At 55.5% G+C, this 16,149-nt stretch carries 20 protein-coding genes and 3 pseudogenes; 8 read left to right on the forward strand and 15 right to left on the reverse strand.

Going from position 1 to position 16,149, the window contains the following annotated elements; genetic code table 11:
- Positions 1–27: 27 nt before the first annotated feature.
- From FW789_RS17220 to FW789_RS17245, 6 genes are read right to left on the reverse strand one after another with little or no spacing between them, the layout of a single operon-like run.
- Entirely contained in the window at positions 28–531 is a 504-nt protein-coding gene (locus tag FW789_RS17220) for a phosphatase domain-containing putative toxin (RefSeq protein ID WP_104963044.1), read from the reverse strand.
- A 12-nt stretch (positions 532–543) separates the two neighbouring features.
- Positions 544–1,260, reverse strand: coding sequence for an arsenical resistance protein ArsH (gene arsH, locus FW789_RS17225; RefSeq protein WP_100852552.1), 717 nt, complete (start codon positions 1,258–1,260; stop codon positions 544–546).
- A gap of 3 nt (positions 1,261–1,263) precedes the next feature.
- Positions 1,264–2,325 (reverse strand): ACR3 family arsenite efflux transporter, encoded by a 1,062-nt coding sequence (arsB, locus tag FW789_RS17230; protein WP_100852551.1) that lies wholly within the window; start codon positions 2,323–2,325, stop codon positions 1,264–1,266.
- An 18-nt stretch (positions 2,326–2,343) separates the two neighbouring features.
- Entirely contained in the window at positions 2,344–2,814 is a 471-nt protein-coding gene (locus tag FW789_RS17235; RefSeq protein WP_100852550.1) for an arsenate reductase ArsC, read from the reverse strand.
- 19 nt (positions 2,815–2,833) lie between these two features.
- On the reverse strand, positions 2,834–3,190 hold the full coding sequence (locus FW789_RS17240; RefSeq protein WP_100852549.1) for a metalloregulator ArsR/SmtB family transcription factor: 357 nt from the start codon (positions 3,188–3,190) through the stop codon (positions 2,834–2,836).
- 8 nt (positions 3,191–3,198) lie between these two features.
- Entirely contained in the window at positions 3,199–3,612 is a 414-nt protein-coding gene (locus FW789_RS17245; protein WP_100852548.1) for an arsenate reductase ArsC, read from the reverse strand.
- Between the two features lie 115 nt (positions 3,613–3,727).
- Between FW789_RS17245 and FW789_RS17250 the strand changes: the two genes are divergently transcribed.
- Together FW789_RS17250 and FW789_RS17255 are read left to right on the forward strand one after the other, a co-directional pair.
- Positions 3,728–4,066, forward strand: a complete 339-nt coding sequence (locus FW789_RS17250) for an ArsR/SmtB family transcription factor (RefSeq protein ID WP_100852547.1) — start codon at positions 3,728–3,730, stop codon at positions 4,064–4,066.
- A gap of 42 nt (positions 4,067–4,108) precedes the next feature.
- Positions 4,109–5,152: pseudogene (locus FW789_RS17255) on the forward strand (FAD-dependent oxidoreductase); the annotation flags it as partial.
- Here FW789_RS17255 and FW789_RS17260 read toward each other — a convergent pair.
- From FW789_RS17260 to FW789_RS17275, 4 genes are all read right to left on the reverse strand, one after another.
- Complete coding sequence (locus FW789_RS17260) at positions 5,127–5,651, reverse strand: arsinothricin resistance N-acetyltransferase ArsN1 family A (protein ID WP_125921898.1); 525 nt, start codon at positions 5,649–5,651, stop codon at positions 5,127–5,129. The pseudogene FW789_RS17255 and the gene FW789_RS17260 overlap by 26 nt on opposite strands.
- A gap of 43 nt (positions 5,652–5,694) precedes the next feature.
- Complete coding sequence (locus tag FW789_RS17265; RefSeq protein ID WP_100852545.1) at positions 5,695–6,192, reverse strand: MarR family winged helix-turn-helix transcriptional regulator; 498 nt, start codon at positions 6,190–6,192, stop codon at positions 5,695–5,697.
- A gap of 396 nt (positions 6,193–6,588) precedes the next feature.
- Positions 6,589–8,286 carry a phosphoethanolamine transferase gene (locus tag FW789_RS17270; RefSeq protein ID WP_100852544.1) on the reverse strand — a complete coding sequence of 566 codons (1,698 nt, stop codon included), beginning with the start codon at positions 8,284–8,286 and terminating at the stop codon, positions 6,589–6,591.
- Between the two features lie 507 nt (positions 8,287–8,793).
- Positions 8,794–8,985 carry a hypothetical protein gene (locus tag FW789_RS17275; protein ID WP_044047183.1) on the reverse strand — a complete coding sequence of 64 codons (192 nt, stop codon included), beginning with the start codon at positions 8,983–8,985 and terminating at the stop codon, positions 8,794–8,796.
- Between FW789_RS17275 and FW789_RS17280 the strand changes: the two genes are divergently transcribed.
- From FW789_RS17280 to FW789_RS17290, 3 genes are all read left to right on the forward strand, one after another.
- The gene (locus tag FW789_RS17280; protein ID WP_224459391.1) at positions 8,923–9,123 is read left to right on the forward strand and encodes a zinc ribbon domain-containing protein; all 201 of its coding nucleotides are present in this window, start codon (positions 8,923–8,925) and stop codon (positions 9,121–9,123) included. The genes FW789_RS17275 and FW789_RS17280 overlap by 63 nt on opposite strands.
- Positions 9,124–9,178: 55 nt before the next feature.
- Positions 9,179–10,084, forward strand: coding sequence for a cation diffusion facilitator family transporter (locus FW789_RS17285; RefSeq protein ID WP_047595902.1), 906 nt, complete (start codon positions 9,179–9,181; stop codon positions 10,082–10,084).
- Between the two features lie 155 nt (positions 10,085–10,239).
- Positions 10,240–10,590: a DUF3147 family protein gene (locus FW789_RS17290; RefSeq protein WP_044047185.1), complete on the forward strand. Its 351-nt coding sequence runs from the start codon at positions 10,240–10,242 to the stop codon at positions 10,588–10,590.
- A gap of 32 nt (positions 10,591–10,622) precedes the next feature.
- On the opposite strand, the gene FW789_RS17295 is transcribed toward FW789_RS17290, so the two are convergent.
- On the reverse strand, positions 10,623–10,949 hold the full coding sequence (locus FW789_RS17295) for a DUF2790 domain-containing protein (protein WP_100852543.1): 327 nt from the start codon (positions 10,947–10,949) through the stop codon (positions 10,623–10,625).
- A 699-nt stretch (positions 10,950–11,648) separates the two neighbouring features.
- Between FW789_RS17295 and FW789_RS17300 the strand changes: the two genes are divergently transcribed.
- Both FW789_RS17300 and FW789_RS17305 read left to right on the forward strand, forming a co-directional pair.
- Complete coding sequence (locus tag FW789_RS17300) at positions 11,649–12,323, forward strand: heavy metal response regulator transcription factor (protein ID WP_044047186.1); 675 nt, start codon at positions 11,649–11,651, stop codon at positions 12,321–12,323.
- Positions 12,320–13,738, forward strand: coding sequence for a heavy metal sensor histidine kinase (locus tag FW789_RS17305; RefSeq protein WP_100852542.1), 1,419 nt, complete (start codon positions 12,320–12,322; stop codon positions 13,736–13,738). Before FW789_RS17300 ends, FW789_RS17305 begins: the two co-directional genes overlap by 4 nt.
- A gap of 56 nt (positions 13,739–13,794) precedes the next feature.
- Here the strand turns inward: FW789_RS17305 and FW789_RS17310 are convergent, their stop codons facing one another.
- Positions 13,795–14,382, reverse strand: coding sequence for a hypothetical protein (locus FW789_RS17310; RefSeq protein ID WP_094010857.1), 588 nt, complete (start codon positions 14,380–14,382; stop codon positions 13,795–13,797).
- A 266-nt stretch (positions 14,383–14,648) separates the two neighbouring features.
- Between FW789_RS17310 and FW789_RS17315 the strand changes: the two genes are divergently transcribed.
- Positions 14,649–14,870, forward strand: a complete 222-nt coding sequence (locus tag FW789_RS17315; protein WP_100852541.1) for a hypothetical protein — start codon at positions 14,649–14,651, stop codon at positions 14,868–14,870.
- Between the two features lie 86 nt (positions 14,871–14,956).
- Here FW789_RS17315 and FW789_RS17320 read toward each other — a convergent pair.
- The 3 genes and pseudogenes from FW789_RS17320 to FW789_RS17330 all read right to left on the reverse strand — a co-directional run.
- Positions 14,957–15,429, reverse strand: a pseudogene (locus FW789_RS17320) (phospholipid carrier-dependent glycosyltransferase); the annotation flags it as partial.
- Positions 15,417–15,605 (reverse strand): annotated as a pseudogene (locus FW789_RS17325) (hypothetical protein); the annotation flags it as partial. The pseudogenes FW789_RS17325 and FW789_RS17320, both read right to left, overlap by 13 nt.
- Positions 15,606–15,811: 206 nt before the next feature.
- Positions 15,812–16,135, reverse strand: a complete 324-nt coding sequence (locus tag FW789_RS17330; protein WP_013974877.1) for a DUF2790 domain-containing protein — start codon at positions 16,133–16,135, stop codon at positions 15,812–15,814.
- Positions 16,136–16,149: the final 14 nt, after the last annotated feature.

Raw genomic sequence — 16,149 nt, forward strand, 5'->3', positions numbered from 1 at the left:
TGTTCTCGAATCGCGATTAGCGAAAGGTTAGAGGGTGTCGCTGAACTGGTTGATGTATCCAACGTGCGCAGGGTTCTGGATCGCACGCGGGCGCAGGGCCTGGACCTGGGCAACAGCTTCTTGCACAGGAATGCCGCACTCGATCATCAGACGGGCCGCAAACAGGCCGGTGCGTCCAGAGCCTCCCTTGCAGTGAATGGCGATCGTCTTACCGGTCATCACCAGCTCTTTCAGGCGTTCCCGGTGAGTGTCCCAGGCGGCAGCAAACGGCTCACCGGGTGCTTCGTCGTCCTCGACCGGCAGGTGGAACCATTCGAGGCCCAGCAGTTGACACTCCACGGGAAGCAGATCGATTTCGTTCTGCAGCAGTTCTTCACTCGGCATCAGAGTTACCAGCGCGCTCGCGCCGGCTTCGCGCAGCGTTTCCAACGCCTGAGATACCGATGTCTCTTTGGTACCTGGGCACGGAGTGAAGATCAGCTGGCCGACCAGTTCAGAATTAGCCAGCACGGAATACGGGTGCAATTGCATGCTCACAAAGCCTCAAATGGATCGTTGATTGACACGCTTGGATAGGTCTTCAGCCGACTCTTTACGTTCGGAGTAGCGATCGACCAGGTAGTCGGAACGATCACGAAGCAGCAGGGTGAACTTCACCAGTTCCTCCATCACGTCGACGACACGGTCGTAGTACGAAGAGGGCTTCATGCGGCCCGCCTCGTCGAATTCCAGATAGGCCTTCGGCACGGACGACTGGTTAGGGATAGTGAACATGCGCATCCAGCGGCCGAGGACGCGCAGCTGGTTGACCACGTTGAACGACTGCGAGCCGCCGCAGACCTGCATCACCGCGAGGGTTTTGCCTTGAGTGGGGCGCACTGCGCCCATGCTCAGTGGAATCCAGTCGATCTGCGACTTGAACACGCCGGTCATTGCACCGTGGCGTTCCGGCGAGCACCAGACCATGCCTTCGGACCACAGCACCAGATCGCGCAGCTCCTTGACCATGGGGTGGTCATCGGGCACGTCATCCGCCAGTGGCAGCCCGGTCGGGTTGAAGATCCGCGTCTCGGCACCGAAGTGCTCCAGCAGCCGTGCGGCTTCTTCCGTCAGCAGGCGGCTGAACGAGCGTTCGCGGGTCGATCCGTACAGCAGCAGAATGCGAGGCTTGTGGGTGGACTTTTGCTCGACTGCCAGTTTGTCTTCTGTCGGCAGGTCGACCAGATCGTTGTTGATATTGGGGATGTGGTGTTCGGTCATGATTTACTCCTGAGACAAGGCGCCAGATGGCTGATCGAACCAGCGGCGCTTGAGCCACAAGGCCACGCCCACCAGTGAGATCAGTACCGGCACTTCCACCAATGGCCCGATGACGGTGGCAAACGCGACCGGCGAGGCAAGACCGAAGGTGGCGATGGCCACGGCAATGGCCAGTTCGAAATTGTTGCTTGCTGCGGTGAATGCCAGTGCAGTGGTGCGCGGGTAGTCAGCTTCCAGCAGCTTGCCCATCCAGAAGCTGATGAAAAACATCACCACGAAGTAGATGGTCAGCGGGATAGCGATGCGCAGCACATCCAGCGGCAGTTGCAGCACCATGTCGCCTTTCAGGCTGAACATGGCGACGATGGTCAGCAGCAACGCCACGAGCGTCAGTGGACTGATCTTCGGGATGAAGCACTCCTGGTACCAGGTCTCGCCCTTGCTGCTGATCAGAATTTTGCGGGTCAGGAAACCGGCCAGGAACGGGATGCCCAGATAGATCAGTACCGATTGGGCGATTTCGAGGAAGCTGGTCTCGATGACGCTACCCTCAAGGCCAAACAGTGGCGGCAGCAAGCCCAGGAAGATCCAGGCGTACACGCTGAAGAACAGGATCTGGAAAATGCTGTTGAAGGCGACCAGGCCCGCCACGTACTGGTTGTTGCCACCGGCGATCTGGTTCCACACCAGGACCATGGCAATGCAGCGCGCCAATCCGATGAGGATCAGGCCGGTCATGTACTCAGGCTTGTCGGAAAGGAAGACAACGGCCAGCCCGAACATCAGGACCGGGCCGATCACCCAGTTCTGGATCAGGGACAACGTGAGGATGCGTTTGTCCTTGAAGACCTGCGGCAACTCCTCGTATTTCACCTTCGCCAGAGGTGGGTACATCATGACGATGAGGCCAATGGCGATGGGGATGTTTGTCGAGCCTACCGACAGGCTGTTCAGCCACTCTGGAAAACCCTGGAACAGACTGCCCAGACCAATGCCCAGGCCCATGGCCAGAAAGATCCAGACCGTCAGGTAGCGGTCGAGGAATGAAAGTCGGCTTTTGCTCATGGTGGATCTCCCTAAACGTCAGAGCGTTCCGATGCGGGCCAGCTCAACCTTGAGTTGGGCGGCATCCAGTTTTTCGAAAGGCAGCGCGAGGAATGCCTTGAGGCGTCGTTTGATCTGCTCAAGCGTGACGTCGAACGCTGCGTCCAATTCGGCGGTGTTGCCCTGCAGGTCCGAAGGGTCAGAAAGCCCCCAGTGGGCTTTCACAGCTGGTCCGAAGAACACGGGGCAGGCTTCGCCAGCGGCCTTGTCGCAGACGGTGATGACAAAGTCTGGTGCCAGCTCGGCATGCGCGTCGCTGGACTTGCTGCTGAGGCCCTCGGTGGAGATACCGGCACGCTGCAGCGCGGTGATGGAAAGCGGATGCACCTCGCCCTTTGGCTGGCTGCCGGCGCTGTAGGCCTTCATGCCGGCCGGTGCCAGATGATTGAAAACAGCCTCGGAGAGGATGCTGCGGCAGCTATTGGCGGTGCAGAGGAACAGAACTTTCATCGGTTTTTCTCGGCAATGATCAGCAGCAGGAGGCGACGCGTTGTGGGCGGTCACCCATGGTGTCCAGTCTTTTGGTGCTAGTACTCAGCCACTCGTGGTTGGCCTCCAGCGTCGTCGCCAGGACCTCACGTACCCAGGCGGGCAGCTCTGGATGCAGCCGGTAATAAACCCACTGGCCCTGACGGCGGTCTTCCAGCAGGTCACACGTACGCAGCTGCGCCAGGTGGCGGGAAACCTTGGGCTGGCTTTCTTGCAGCGCGCAGGTCAGTTCACAGACGCAGAGTTCTTCCTCGCGAGCGATCAGCAGCATCATCCGAATGCGGTTTTCGTCGGCGAGGCATTTGAAGACTTTGGTGGGGGTCAGCGAGTCAGTCATGGGGTTACTCAGTGTTTGGTTTTCACAAGGACGAACATCTTGATGCGTTCATGGATCTCGTGAAGCGCGTGTCGGAAAGCATCGTGTTTGTCACTGGTCACAGGGTCTTCGAAGTTCCACGCCAGAGCCTCGCCGAAGGCAGGCAACGTAAGGCACTCGTGGGCTGCCTTGTCGCACAGAGTAATCACGTAGTCGAACCGTTCCCCTGCGAACTCGTCGATGGACTTGCTGCGCAAAGCGCTGGTATCGATAGCGAGGTGCTCAAGGGCGGCATAGGTACGCGGGTCGACCTCGCCAGGCTGGGTCCCGGCGCTGAAAGCTTCGAAGTGAACAGGGTCTGTATGCCGGAGCAAAGCTTCGGCGAGCTGGGAGCGAGCGGCGTTTGCGGTGCAAACAAACAGAACGCGGGTCTTGCCAGTCATCACTTGGTACCCTGAGTGTATATGGTTTTTCGAATATACGCTTTTTCGAATGTATCGCAACCCCTCGATGATGGGTGGCTTTACATGTGCGCGTTCATGCACATATATTGGCTGCATGACGACCAACCAAAATCTCCGTGCTCAAGCCATCGAAGCCGCCATCGAGTCGCTAGACGAGACCTTCTTCAAAGCGCTTTGCGAGCCTTCCAGAGTCGCGGTTTTCAAGCGCGTACTTTTGCTCGGCCGGGCGGATGTCGGCGAAATCGCCAAAGAGCTGCCACAGGAGCGCTCGGTGATCTCCAGGCACCTGCAGGTATTGCATGAAGCCAAGATCGTGAAGGCCACCAAGGTGGGTCGGCAGGTGTTCTATGAAGTGAATGGTGGGGCGATCGTCGAGCGACTGGAAGGCCTGCTCCAGCGAACCAAAGGTCTGGTTTCGATCTGCTGTCCGTAGCACGGGCTTTTTTTGCTCTTATATATGTATGAGTGCGCACATATGAATGATTCGAATCGCGTTCTGGATGTGGTCGTCATCGGTGGTGGGCAAGCAGGTTTGGCGACTGGCTGGCATTTACAGCAGCACGGCTTGGATTACCTCATCCTGGATGAGCAGACATCCCCAGGCGGGAATTGGCGTAACTACTACGAAAGCCTGCAGTTGTTTTCACCAGCGGAGTACTCCGCGCTGCCGGGGCGGGCGTTTCCTGGCAATCCCAAGGGCTACCCGCTGCGAGACGAAGTGGTGCAGTACCTGGAGAAATACGCCGCCGAGTTTCAGCTGCCTTTTCAGGGCGGTACCCGTGTGGTGGCGGTCGTACTTAAGGACAAGGCATTTGAGATTCGCACCGCCAACGGAGCGACTTTAACTGCGCGTGCTGTGGTAGTGGCATCAGGGGGCTTCAGCCGTCCTTTCATGCCTGACATTCCTGGGCTGGAGAACTTTTCAGGATACTGTCTGCATAGCTCGGCTTATCGAACACCTGAGGCCTTTGACGGCCAGCGTGTTGTCGTTGTGGGGGCAGCTAACTCCGCTGTTCAGATTGCCTATGAACTTGCAGGCGTTGCACAGGTAGTGCTGGCTACCCGCGAGAAGATCCGCTTCTTCCCTCAGCGGATTCTGGGACTCGATTTTCACACTTGGTTGAAATTCACCCGGTTGGAGCACACGCGCTGGTTGAGTGACCAGAGCACGCCTGTGCTGGATACCGGCAAGTACCGGAAGGCCTTGGATACCGGGCGGCTCCAGCGCAAAGCGATGTTCCAGCAGGTGGTGCCTGACGGCGTCGTCTGGCCGGATGGAACCACCCATCAGACCGATGCGCTGATCTTCGCCACCGGTTTCCGGCCGAACCTGGCGTTTCTGGCACAGCTTCCAGTCGCCGACCGGCAAGGTCGTGTCCTGCAGCAAGACGGCGTGGCAGATCAGGTGCCCGGCCTGTACTTCGTCGGGCTGCCCAAGCAAAGGAACTTCGCCTCGGCAACCCTCAGGGGGGTAGGGACTGACGCGGGCTATCTCATGCCTCAACTGCTCCGTCATCTAGAACGGGTTGGTTCGACGGAAACACCCGTTCAACGATCGCGCAATCCAGCCAGCGGCCTTCAAGGCAAGCGTGCTTCTCATAGACGCCAATCGTCCTGAAGCCGCAGGACTGGCAGAGCGCGAGGCTCGCCTCGTTGAAGGTGAAAATGCGGGAAAGGACCTTCCAGAAACCACGTGCCTCTGCCTCGCTGAGCAATGCCTTGAGCAGCAGCTTGCCGATACCACGTCTGCGGACGTCACGATGAAGATAGATTGAGAAGTCGGCGATGCCGGCGTAGCAGGAACGCGCGCGGTAACTGCTCAGGTTTGCCCACGCCACTACCGCCCCGTCGAGCTCGACGACCAGCACCGGATAGCGTGACATATCGGCAACCCACGGCTGTATATCAGTTTCAGTACGCGGCTGGGTCTCGAACGTAGAGCTGCGGTCTTCGATCCCCTGGTTGTAGATCTCGGCAATGGCCTGAACATCACCGGTTTCAGCGAGGCGAATGTGCATCCGGCTTCCTTTGGTGAAATGGAACAACTTTGTTAAAGAGGTTTCACTTTTTTTGCGGCTGGGCTGGGCAGCATTCGGTGGCCAAGCCACAACGTAGTTTGGCAGCACGAGTCAATTGGCGTAGCAGCGTCAGGGCCCCTTGACGTACTTCTGGCGGCAGACAGCTGATCATTGCCTTCTCTTCGGCGATCAGGCTGGCACGAATCCGCTCGTACAGCTCGCCGCCGGCTTCGGTGGCTTGCACCTGGACCGCCCGACGATCTTCTGGATCCTCTACTCGGGTGACATACCCCTTTCGCTCCAGGGTATCGACGACACGACTGGCTGTGCTCTTGTCCAGGAACATCTGCTCGGCCAGGACCTGGAGACGCAGTGGTCCCAGCTTCACCAAAGCTTCAACCGCGTGGCACTGAGTGACCGATACGTCGTAGCAGCAAATGCGGTCGCGATCCCTGAATTGGTAAATGCGCACCAGCTGGGCAAGTGCCTCGTAGAGATCTTCGGCATCCCGGCTGAGATCGCCGCTGTGCTTATCCGACATGGCATTTCCAATTAGTTGTTACTCACAACGTTATGGTTGAAGAACGCGGTCATCAACATTGACCAGCAGATTGATTGTGGTTGATCGTTTACGCGGATGGGTTATCGGTATGCAGATAAAAAAGCAGCTCCGAAGAGCTGCTTTTCTGCCCTACTCCCCCTTTTTATGCTTGTGGGGTTTCAGGTCTGGGTGATCCTTCTGCTTCTCAGGCGTGACCCGCTGCCTCTTGTCCGGAGTGCCATCTTCGTTGGTGCGTTTAGGGCCTGGCTTGATGCTCATGCAAATTTCCTTTTCCGCTTGGGTTGTTGAGTACTGCTATGTAGTTAGTCGAGCTTCTGGCTGCTGTCAAAGCAGCTCGATGTGGAAGCGCTGTCGACCTCACGCGTTCAGTCCGTATTAGAGGCCTGAGTAGGTGCTTCCGGTCAAAGTCTTGCAAGGGGCCGTAAAATCCAGAGCTGAGCTATACGAGGATGTCTGGACGCTCATCATCCCGAGTACGGTGTGGAACAGGTTGTCGTGGCTCAGTGGCGAGCTCGTCTGTGCTTTCAAGCAGCCCACATTGAGGCGTTCGCTTTTCGCGAGAGAATCAGACATCCAGAGCACCAATGGCACCTTGGTTTGCTCATCTGGGGCCATCGCATAGGGCAGCCCATGCAGGTAAAGACCACCCTCTCCCAGTGACTCTCCGTGATCTGAGACGTACATGAGCGCAGTGTCGAATTTGGTATTCGCAGCCAGGATGTCGATCAGCCCGGCCGTCACGTAGTCGGTGTAGAGGATCGAATTGTCGTAGGCATTGATCACCTCCTGCTGCTTACATTTGTCGAGCTCATTGGTCTCGCAGACCGGCCCGAATTTCTTGAACTGCGGGGGGTAGCGCTTGTAGTAGGCCGGGCCGTGACTACCTTTGTAGTGGAGCACCAGGACTGCATCGCCTTCCTGACGCTTGATGAAGTCCTCCATCTCCGAAAGCAGCACCCCGTCCTTGCACTCGTCGCTGGTACACAGTTGAGCATCTGCGTGTTGGGTAGCCTTGTGGTTTGGCACCCGATCACAGACCCCTTTGCAGCCCGAATTGTTATCAGTCCACATGACACTGATGCCTGCCCGCTGAAGCACATCGAGCAGCCCTTCTCGGCTCTTGGCCAAGCCGTCCTTGTACTCATCCCTCCCGACGTCCAAGAACATGCATGGCAGGGAAACCGCAGTGGCAGTGCCGCACGAGCTCACATTCGAGAAGCTGATGACATTGCGCTTTTCCAGCTCTGGATTCGTATCGCGGGAGTAGCCATTAAGGGAGAAGTTGGCGGAACGTGCGGTTTCCCCCACTGCCAGTACCAGCAGCTTGGGTTTGCGAGCCGCTCCCTGCCTGGTCACCACGGCGTCGGTACCAATGGAGGTCAGCGCTTTCGGTGTGGCCAGCTTGCGTTTCAGGTAACCATGACCGGCAGCAAACAAATTGGTGGGAACCAGAATGAGCCGGATCTCCCGATTGTTGCGTAGGAGGGAGGCATAAGACTGGTACTGGCTCAGCACGATACCAGCAAGGGTTACCAGTGCGAGCGACAGGACGATGAGTCTGCTACCCAACGCTTTGGTCCAGGGCTTGCGTCGCAGGGGCACCAGACAGATCAGGTAGACGGGCAATACCCCTACCATTGCCACCCAGAGGCCAAGTTTCCAGTTCAGTAGCTCGGACACCTCACCGACGTCGGTCTCCACGACGTTGGTGAACATCGTGTAATCAATGACGATGCCGTAAGCACTCATGAAGTAGCTGGCGAACGACGCGCTGATCAGCACCAGGCACAGCAGAGGTTTTGCGAGTCTTGACCATGACAGCAAGCTAAGTACGGTGAACACCCAAACGAACACTACGACTGGCAGGCTGGCGGCGAGCAACCAGTTAACTTCATCAGTGTTGAATGCCAGGCGCCAGAGCACACGCCAAAGCTCAGCGTTCGCGAACAACAACAACCAAAAAGTTACTAGCGCGATGAGTAAATTGGTGCTGATGCCTTCCTGTCTAACTTTGCGAATAGCATGGATCCATTTACTTAACAGGATGTGAACAATGGATTTAGAAGGTGTCATTATCAAACTCTAGGGAGCTGCTCATCCATGGCGCTGGTTATGAATAGTCGGGAGCTAAACGGCAAGCCATCGACAGACACTGAGCGAATCAGGCCGTACAGAGCGCCAGAGACCTTGATCCCCTTAGCCTGAGGACGCTTAGGATGTGTGAGGCATAGGATTAAATGAGAAATTAGCTCTCGCTAGGCGCATTATTTCCGCCACACGATAACGTCATGATGACTTCGCGATTACAATGCTGACAGAATCGCGATAATGACTTTTTCGATTGTAAATGCTCAGGCTATGATAAAAAATCGGACAGGTCCGACTCTTTGAGTAGTCAATGCCATCTGGCGAATTAAATTAAATTTCATAAACAAACCAGCTTCGTTTTGTCGTACGCTAATTTTGAACTTTTACTTTAACTTAAAAGTCATTCTAACGAGCAGAACACTTCTTTCACCTTTTGCTCGTGCTGATGTCACCTATCGATGAGGGACGAATACCATGAGTTTTCTCAAAAATTTATTGGGCGGCCACCACGGCCGTGGCAACCACGGCGGTGGCAAGCATCACGGTAGTGGGCACGGGAGTGATCGACATGACCGGCATGGTCGCTTCGAGCAGCAGCAATCCTGCGACAGTAATGACCGGGTGATTGAGGATGGTCGCGTAATAGCTCAAGCCCCAATCAAAGATCTGCAGACTTGCAGGCACTGCCGGACCGCAAACGCCCCGTCCGCACGCTTTTGTCTAAACTGCGGAACACCACTATCGAGTGGTTGCACGGCCTGCGGCTCATCCCTGACAGCAGGAGCAAAATTCTGCAGCCAGTGCGGCCAAGCCACCCATTAGCGCATGGCCACACTGGAAATCCAACGCGACCACTACCCTGTGCAAGGAGAAATACGTGGGATCGAATCATGATCATGGCAGTGCCGCGCTTCGTGAGGGGCATCAGAAGAAACTAGTCATGGCATTGGTCCTGACCGGTAGCTTCATGATCGCTGAAGTGATCGGCGCATGGATTACCGGCAGCCTGGCGTTGCTGTCGGATGCGTCTCACATGTTCACCGACACCGCCGCTTTGGCAATTTCGTTGATTGCGCTTCAGATCGCAAAGCGGCCGGCGGATCAGAAAAGAACCTTTGGCTATGCGCGGTTGGAGATCCTAGCCTCCACGTTCAACGCCGTGCTGCTCTTCCTGGTGGCGATGTACATCTTGTACGAGGCCTACCAGCGCTTCTTCATGCCGGCGGAGATCGCCACCGGGGCGATGATGTGGATCGCAATTGTCGGCCTGATCATCAACCTGATTTCAATGCGACTGCTGGCATCTGCCAGCAACGAGAGCCTCAACGTCAAAGGCGCCTACCTCGAAGTCTGGAGCGACATGCTCGGATCGTTGGGCGTGATCATCGCAGCCCTCATTATCCGCTTTACCGGCTGGACCTGGGTCGACACGGTTGTCGCCGTAGCGATCGGCCTTTGGGTATTGCCGCGGACTTGGCAATTGCTTCGAGAGAGCCTGGGGATTCTTATGGAAGGTGTACCCCGGGGGCTCAACGTGGCGGCAATCGAGGCCACGATCCTCAAGGTCGACGGCGTCACGGATGTCCATGACTTGCACGTTTGGGCCGTCAGCAGCGGAAGCAACGTGATGACGTCGCACGTGGTCGTCCGAGACGCAGCAGATGGAGATGCTGTGCTAGCGGCCGTCGTGGATGCAGTCAGCGACGCGTTCGAAATCCATCACTGCACCATTCAGATCGAGCGCGCAGCTTTCCACGAGAACGTTCCGTCGCCGTCGCATTGATCGGCCGGTAGACACCTGATCAACACACCGCCGCCAACGTCGGGGGGGTGTTGTCGAGGAAAGGTAAGGATGGATAGGCGACAGCAGAAGCACGTCGTGAGTGCCTGGCGAATGATCCCAGGAGATCCACTCCACTAGCTCAAGTAGGTTCAGCGATGGCTTGGATCATTACGAAGTACCTGGTCACTGCCGCGATAGTGATTATCGTGTCTGAGCTGGCAAAGCGCAGTGACAAGCTGGGCGGCTTGGTTGCCGCCCTGCCATTGGTCACCGTCTTGACGCTCATCTGGCTCTACTTGGAGAACCAGAGCATGGAGAAGATTTCCAATCATGCCTGGTACACGTTCTGGTATGTGATTCCAACGCTGCCGATGTTTATCGCGTTTCCGGCACTGCTGCCCAAGTTGGGATTCTGGCCAACACTTATCTCCAGCATCCTCATCACCATGGCGAGCTTCGGAGGATTTGCCCTACTTCTAAGGCGATTGGGCATCGAGTTGCTTTGAGTCGGGTGTAGAGGAAAGCACTCGGTCACCGCTTACCGGCTGTTGATGCACTCACCTTTCACGAGGTAGCGAACCATGTGCAGTTCGCCCTTGGAATCCTCGTAAGTCATCATGCTTCTCACATTCCCGCAGTACCGCACGCTAGGCGAGACGTACACCAACTTGCCAACGTCCAAATCCATACCGTATGCGTAATCTTCAAGCTCGGGCATGGGTTTCTTCACGCTCTGTGCATAGCGTTCTGTAGCCTTCCTGGCAGACTGCTCAAGACCGTCGTTGATCTGAACGCTACTTTGGGCATTTGTCGACAGTGCAGAGAAAAGCATGAACGCGGCAATAGCCGATATAGTTGTTTTCATGAGAAGTCCATTAATAAAAAAGCGCCCATGGCGGGGCGCTAAAATTCACCTTACCAAAGGAGCGTATGGTTCCAAGGTGAATGCATTGGCGTGAGCAGGGTATCGTTACTCCCGCCATGCTGCTTCAGATGAGACTGGCCCAAAGCAGCGCTGCCTGTGTGCTGTTCTTAAACTAGCAAAAGCGGCTAACGACAAGATGATTGTGAAATTACAATTTGGACATGTAATAGATTGTAAAGTAATTATTCTTGCCCAATTAAGATGAAAAGCCATGCATGCTGGCCGGTTTAAGCCCGTTATCAAAGGGGCGAACGATCGGTGGCTTGCTACCACTCGGAGCTTGAGCTTGTAGGATTGAACGCCATAAATGCTGAGCAGCTTGGCAGAAACGCCACCCCTCTCGGCCGAATCCTCCTGTCAGTCCTGAGGACTGATAACCGCTGCAAGCCACAGAATCCGCTAAGCTCAGTAGGGAAAGCCGTCATGACTGTCAGCAATCTTGCGGCTACATTACAAATTTGTAGGATTTCGCCGCGGCCAGCGTCTTCGCGTTAAGATTCAAGCGTCCTCAGGTGACCCCGGCGTATGGACAGAGGTAGCGACTACCAGATGTCATGCACTCAGCCGAACCTTCAAACTGCCTGCAACCACAGTCTTGGCGGATTAGGCCAATTCCTTCCTCACACCTTGAGATAAGTTATGCGCGTTCTAGTTGTGGAAGACGAAATTAAAACTGCCGAATATCTTCAGCAGGGCCTATCCGAAAGCGGGTATGTCGTAGATATCGTGCACAATGGTGTTGACGCCCTGCACTTGTTCAATACTAACGTCTATTCGTTGGTTCTGCTGGACGTAAACCTTCCTGGCATCGACGGTTGGGACCTTTTGGAAACCATCAGGAAAACCAGCCGGGTCCGCATCATCATGCTGACCGCTCGTGGTCGCATCAACGACAAGCTCAAAGGCTTGGATGGCGGAGCCGACGATTACCTTGTCAAACCCTTCGAATTCCCGGAGCTGCTCGCTCGAATCCGTTCGCTGCAGCGGCGTGGTGATGAATTAGTCGAGAAGAGTTCGCTGAAAATTGCCGACTTGGAACTCGACTCAGTGCGCCATCGGGTTTTCCGCGCTGGCACACGCATCGATCTCACCACAAAGGAATTTACGCTCCTGCACCTGCTTATGAGCAGGACGGGCGAAGCGCTGACTCGTTCTCAGATCATTTCGTTGGTCTGGGACATGAATTTTGACTGCGATACCAACGTCATCGATGTCGCTATCCGGCGCCTTCGCTCAAAGATCGATGACCCGTTTGAAACCAAGCTCATTCACACGCTTCGTGGCGTAGGGTACGTTTTTGAGGAACGCGCATGAGGCCATTCAGCCTGGCTGCAAAGCTGGGATTAAAGGTGGGGTTGATGAGCGCAGCGTTGCTGCTTCTGTTCGCCACCTTCGGGTATCTGATGGTGGGTCAGGCGCTAGAGCGAAATGCCCGCAGTGACCTGGAAGTGAAGATGGCGGGCATGGCTCACAACCTGTCCATGATTTCCGACATCTCAGGAGTCAACGCAGACGCACATCAGCTTGTGGATCTGGTGATGGGCCACAACAACCTGTACGTCAGCATTTTCGAGTCGGCGCAGAGTGAAACGCCCCTGCTCTCGATTGGCTCGAAGCAGGTCAACGTGGAGGTGCACAAGTTTCAACCATCCGCACAGCCGAAGGAACATGAGTGGCGCGACACCCAGGACCGCCCCTTGCTGACAGCTTCTCGCACCATGAATTTGGGCGACGGAACCGAAGTCAGCGTGTACATGACTATGGACCAGTCGTCCAATGAAGCGCTGCTTGATGCATTGCTCACCTGGGCCCTGATGATTTCCCCGCTCATCATCGCGCTGATCCTCGCAATCGGCTGGTGGACCGTACGCAGAGGTCTGCTGCCTCTGACCAAGTTCCTGAAAGTCGCCTCGAAGATCTCCACCGAGAGCCTCGACCATCGTCTGCCGACTAATGGAATGCCAGCAGAACTCAAAGAGCTCGCCGACGGTATCAACATCATGCTGGCTCGCCTGGATGACGGGGTTCAGCAGCTCTCGCAGTTTTCTGACGATCTTGCTCACGAACTGCGAGCGCCGCTATCCAACCTGATGGGTAAAGCCCAAGTTGCACTGACCAGAGAGCGATCGCTTCCCGAGTACAGGGAAGTGCTGGAGTCGTGCACAGAAGAGCTGGACCGCATGAGCCGCATGGTTTCCGACATGCTGTTCCTCGCTCAGGTCAGTCATCCAGCATCCATGGTGGAGTTCGAACCTGTGTCCCTGGTCGATGAAGTTCAGCGGGTGTGTGATCTCTTCAGCATTTCGGCAGAGGATGGCGAGATCCAGCTGCAGATCTCTGGCAGTGATGACGTGGTGCGCGGTAACCGCCTGATGATTCAACGAGCCGTCTCGAATCTGGTGTCAAATGCGATTCGCTACTGCCCTCGCGGTCGCACGGTCTACGTGAAAGTGCAACGCGGTGGTAGCGGCACGACCTTGAGCGTCGGCAACCCGGGCCGCGGGATCGCCAAGGAACACCATGCGCATTTGTTTGAACGGTTCTACCGCGTAGATAAGAGCCGAGCACGAAGCGAAGGGGGGACCGGTCTTGGCCTTGCCATCGTGCAGTCGATCATGAGCCTGCATCAAGGCTCGGCGAGCGTGGAAGTGACCGAGGAAAATTTCACCTGGTTCCACCTTCACTTTCCCGAAGCCCAGCTAAAGCAGCCGGCAAAGACCGCTGCTTGAAGCGCGCCCACTTGAAAAGGCCCGTCAATCGACGGGCCTTTTGTCTATGCAATGCCTCAGTGCCTAAGCACCACAGGGTCCATAGGTGACCGCAGAATTACCGACTTTATGATCTTTTGCTCTTCTGGGTTGGCGTTTCTCCACAGGTGGGAGAAGTATTGGGCATTCACTTTTTCCTGGGCGCTCACACTGCCGGCGGCCTCAATGAATTGCATGGTCGAGTACACACAGAGCAGTGCCAGGATAAAGAATGCTGTCGCCACCACCATGACATAGCGCTTGGCCAGCACCGGTGCTTGCTTTAGCTCCAGGATCGAGGCATTCGCTGATTTTGTCGCGGCAGTGAGCTCCGAAATCAGCGGTTGGATGGCGGTCTCGACTCCACGAGCGGCAGCGGAATATGCCTCTGCCGCAGCGCGTATGGCGACCTCTTCGGCATTGGACCAGGCTTTCTCAGCCTTTCGTACCTCCTCCTGAATCTGCCGACTGACAAGGTCAACCTCCTCCACCAGCTCGTTCGACTTTTCCAGAACGGCGTTGCAGGCCCTGGTCTGGGAGGCCAGCTCATCGAGCTGAACTGTGAGTTTTTCAGTGCTTCGACGGAAGTCACCGATGGCAACAGCCCAAGACTCTATGTCATTCATGGCTATCTCCTAGGGCGGCCGGTAACGCCGCACTGATTTATTTTGTTAGATGTCAAATATGTAATTTAAGAAGCAGTTTGAAGTCACCCTCGGCACAAGCGAGGTAGACATGATCCTTCCAGATTTGCAGATTTGGCGCATCCCGCCAGCCGCCCAAATTACGGAATTGTAATTATTGACTCACCTTGTCGTTAGCTTCGCGTTCCTAAACTACAAACCAACAAAGGCCGTCAGTCAGGCAGGCCTAGTAAGAACCGAGGCACACAATGAAATTTGTCAAATCTATCGCTATTGGCAGCCTGCTGCTTGGTCTCGTGGGTACCGCTTACGCTGAAGGTGGTTACGAGCGAGCGAAACAGTTCCAGGAAAACTTCCGAAATGAACAGGCTCGCTTATGGAGCGACGATTCTTCGGACCAGAACAAACAACAAGTCGCTCAAGAGAAAAAGAAAGAAAGCAAGGATGGTAAGGAACAAGCCGATAACTAAACGGCGGTTAAATAGGACTTTAAATGACGAAAGCAATCGACAAAAAAGCCAGGGTAAAACCTGGTTTTTTTTGTGTCTGGAATTTTACCTTCGTTTGTACGAGGCGTTTCCGCATTACTGTCTCCGACCAGACCTTCGGTACCTTGCTTGGCGTCTTTCCAACGGCACAGCAACAGCTGACTGGCGTTCGCTTCGGTGATCTCGACACAGCCCAGGTTGGCAGGCAGCTCAGCATTGCTGTCGAGTAAGCGCCGGGACAGGTAGAATGAGCTGTCACGAGGCCACTTTGCTGGGTACTGGATGTTTTCGGACTTCCCGCTGCTGTAGAACTCCGAGGAATTCGAGCGGCGACCAGGGTAGATCAGAGGGGCCGATTGAGCACATTCAACCAGGCCTGAACGACATCTCGCTGGTTCTGAGGCCTCTGCATCAACACCCCGGCATAGATGATGTCGACGCCGATGATTGGCAGTATCAACGCTCGCGGCGGCGCCCTGGTGATCCTTCGGCCAACCTCATTGATCCGACCGGACAGGAGCAACGCCGAGACAGGTACAGAACCAGCGGCAGCCAGTCGATCAGCCCTAGTTTTCCTGCGAGCGCTCCGGCTCCGAGCAGGGCACCACAGATCAGCGCGAAAACCAGCTCGGTGTTCATGCCAAAGATGCCGTCGTGCTCATGGCTCAGCCCTTCATGCTCTGCTTGGTCATCTGGGCGTTCAAGCGAACTTTTCATAACTCGTCCCTTCTGGGGGGCAAGACTATAAACTGCTCTATGCAGTTGAAAGACATTACTGTTGTGTAGTTGAGATTTATTTCACAGCTAACCCAGGGGCAGTCATTAAGGCATCTAGCCTAAATGACGTTCATCGAGCTCAATAAAAAATGCCAGGCACTGCCTGGCATTTATGAATTCTCTAAGTATTCTACTCACAGCAATTACTACTTGTTGTTGATGCATTGCGAGTACATGGAGTAGCGAACCGTCTTAAGCGTACCCTGAGAGTCCTCGAAGGTCATCAATCGCGGGTAAACTTGGCAGGTACGCGGGTCTTGGGACTGACGCACGAATTTCGCAACATCGATCTTCATGCCGTAATTGTAGTCCTGGATCTCCGGCATCGGTTTGCCATTTCTCTCGGCATAGTTCGCTACAGCAGTCTGATGCTCCTTGATGTATTGCAGCTGCTTGCTTTCAGAGTAAGTATAAGCCTGCGAAGCCATCGAGAACATAACAAGTGCAGCAGCAACAATTAGCTTTTTCATAGGAACCTCTCAAA

The sequence above is a fragment of the Pseudomonas sp. 1121_17 genome (assembly GCF_052850745.1).

What these genes read in the sequence shown, in the direction of transcription:
- FW789_RS17220 (WP_104963044.1), bottom strand. Translation starts at nt 531, where the DNA reads ATGCAATTGCACCCGTATTCCGTGCTGGCTAATTCTGAACTGGTCGGC.
- arsH (WP_100852552.1), bottom strand. Translation starts at nt 1,260, where the DNA reads ATGACCGAACACCACATCCCCAATATCAACAACGATCTGGTCGACCTG.
- arsB (WP_100852551.1), bottom strand. Translation starts at nt 2,325, where the DNA reads ATGAGCAAAAGCCGACTTTCATTCCTCGACCGCTACCTGACGGTCTGG.
- FW789_RS17235 (WP_100852550.1), bottom strand. Translation starts at nt 2,814, where the DNA reads ATGAAAGTTCTGTTCCTCTGCACCGCCAATAGCTGCCGCAGCATCCTC.
- FW789_RS17240 (WP_100852549.1), bottom strand. Translation starts at nt 3,190, where the DNA reads ATGACTGACTCGCTGACCCCCACCAAAGTCTTCAAATGCCTCGCCGAC.
- FW789_RS17245 (WP_100852548.1), bottom strand. Translation starts at nt 3,612, where the DNA reads ATGACTGGCAAGACCCGCGTTCTGTTTGTTTGCACCGCAAACGCCGCT.
- FW789_RS17250 (WP_100852547.1), top strand. Translation starts at nt 3,728, where the DNA reads ATGACGACCAACCAAAATCTCCGTGCTCAAGCCATCGAAGCCGCCATC.
- FW789_RS17260 (WP_125921898.1), bottom strand. Translation starts at nt 5,651, where the DNA reads ATGCACATTCGCCTCGCTGAAACCGGTGATGTTCAGGCCATTGCCGAG.
- FW789_RS17265 (WP_100852545.1), bottom strand. Translation starts at nt 6,192, where the DNA reads ATGTCGGATAAGCACAGCGGCGATCTCAGCCGGGATGCCGAAGATCTC.
- FW789_RS17270 (WP_100852544.1), bottom strand. Translation starts at nt 8,286, where the DNA reads ATGACACCTTCTAAATCCATTGTTCACATCCTGTTAAGTAAATGGATC.
- FW789_RS17290 (WP_044047185.1), top strand. Translation starts at nt 10,240, where the DNA reads ATGGCTTGGATCATTACGAAGTACCTGGTCACTGCCGCGATAGTGATT.
- FW789_RS17295 (WP_100852543.1), bottom strand. Translation starts at nt 10,949, where the DNA reads ATGAAAACAACTATATCGGCTATTGCCGCGTTCATGCTTTTCTCTGCA.
- FW789_RS17300 (WP_044047186.1), top strand. Translation starts at nt 11,649, where the DNA reads ATGCGCGTTCTAGTTGTGGAAGACGAAATTAAAACTGCCGAATATCTT.
- FW789_RS17305 (WP_100852542.1), top strand. Translation starts at nt 12,320, where the DNA reads ATGAGGCCATTCAGCCTGGCTGCAAAGCTGGGATTAAAGGTGGGGTTG.
- FW789_RS17310 (WP_094010857.1), bottom strand. Translation starts at nt 14,382, where the DNA reads ATGAATGACATAGAGTCTTGGGCTGTTGCCATCGGTGACTTCCGTCGA.
- FW789_RS17315 (WP_100852541.1), top strand. Translation starts at nt 14,649, where the DNA reads ATGAAATTTGTCAAATCTATCGCTATTGGCAGCCTGCTGCTTGGTCTC.
- FW789_RS17330 (WP_013974877.1), bottom strand. Translation starts at nt 16,135, where the DNA reads ATGAAAAAGCTAATTGTTGCTGCTGCACTTGTTATGTTCTCGATGGCT.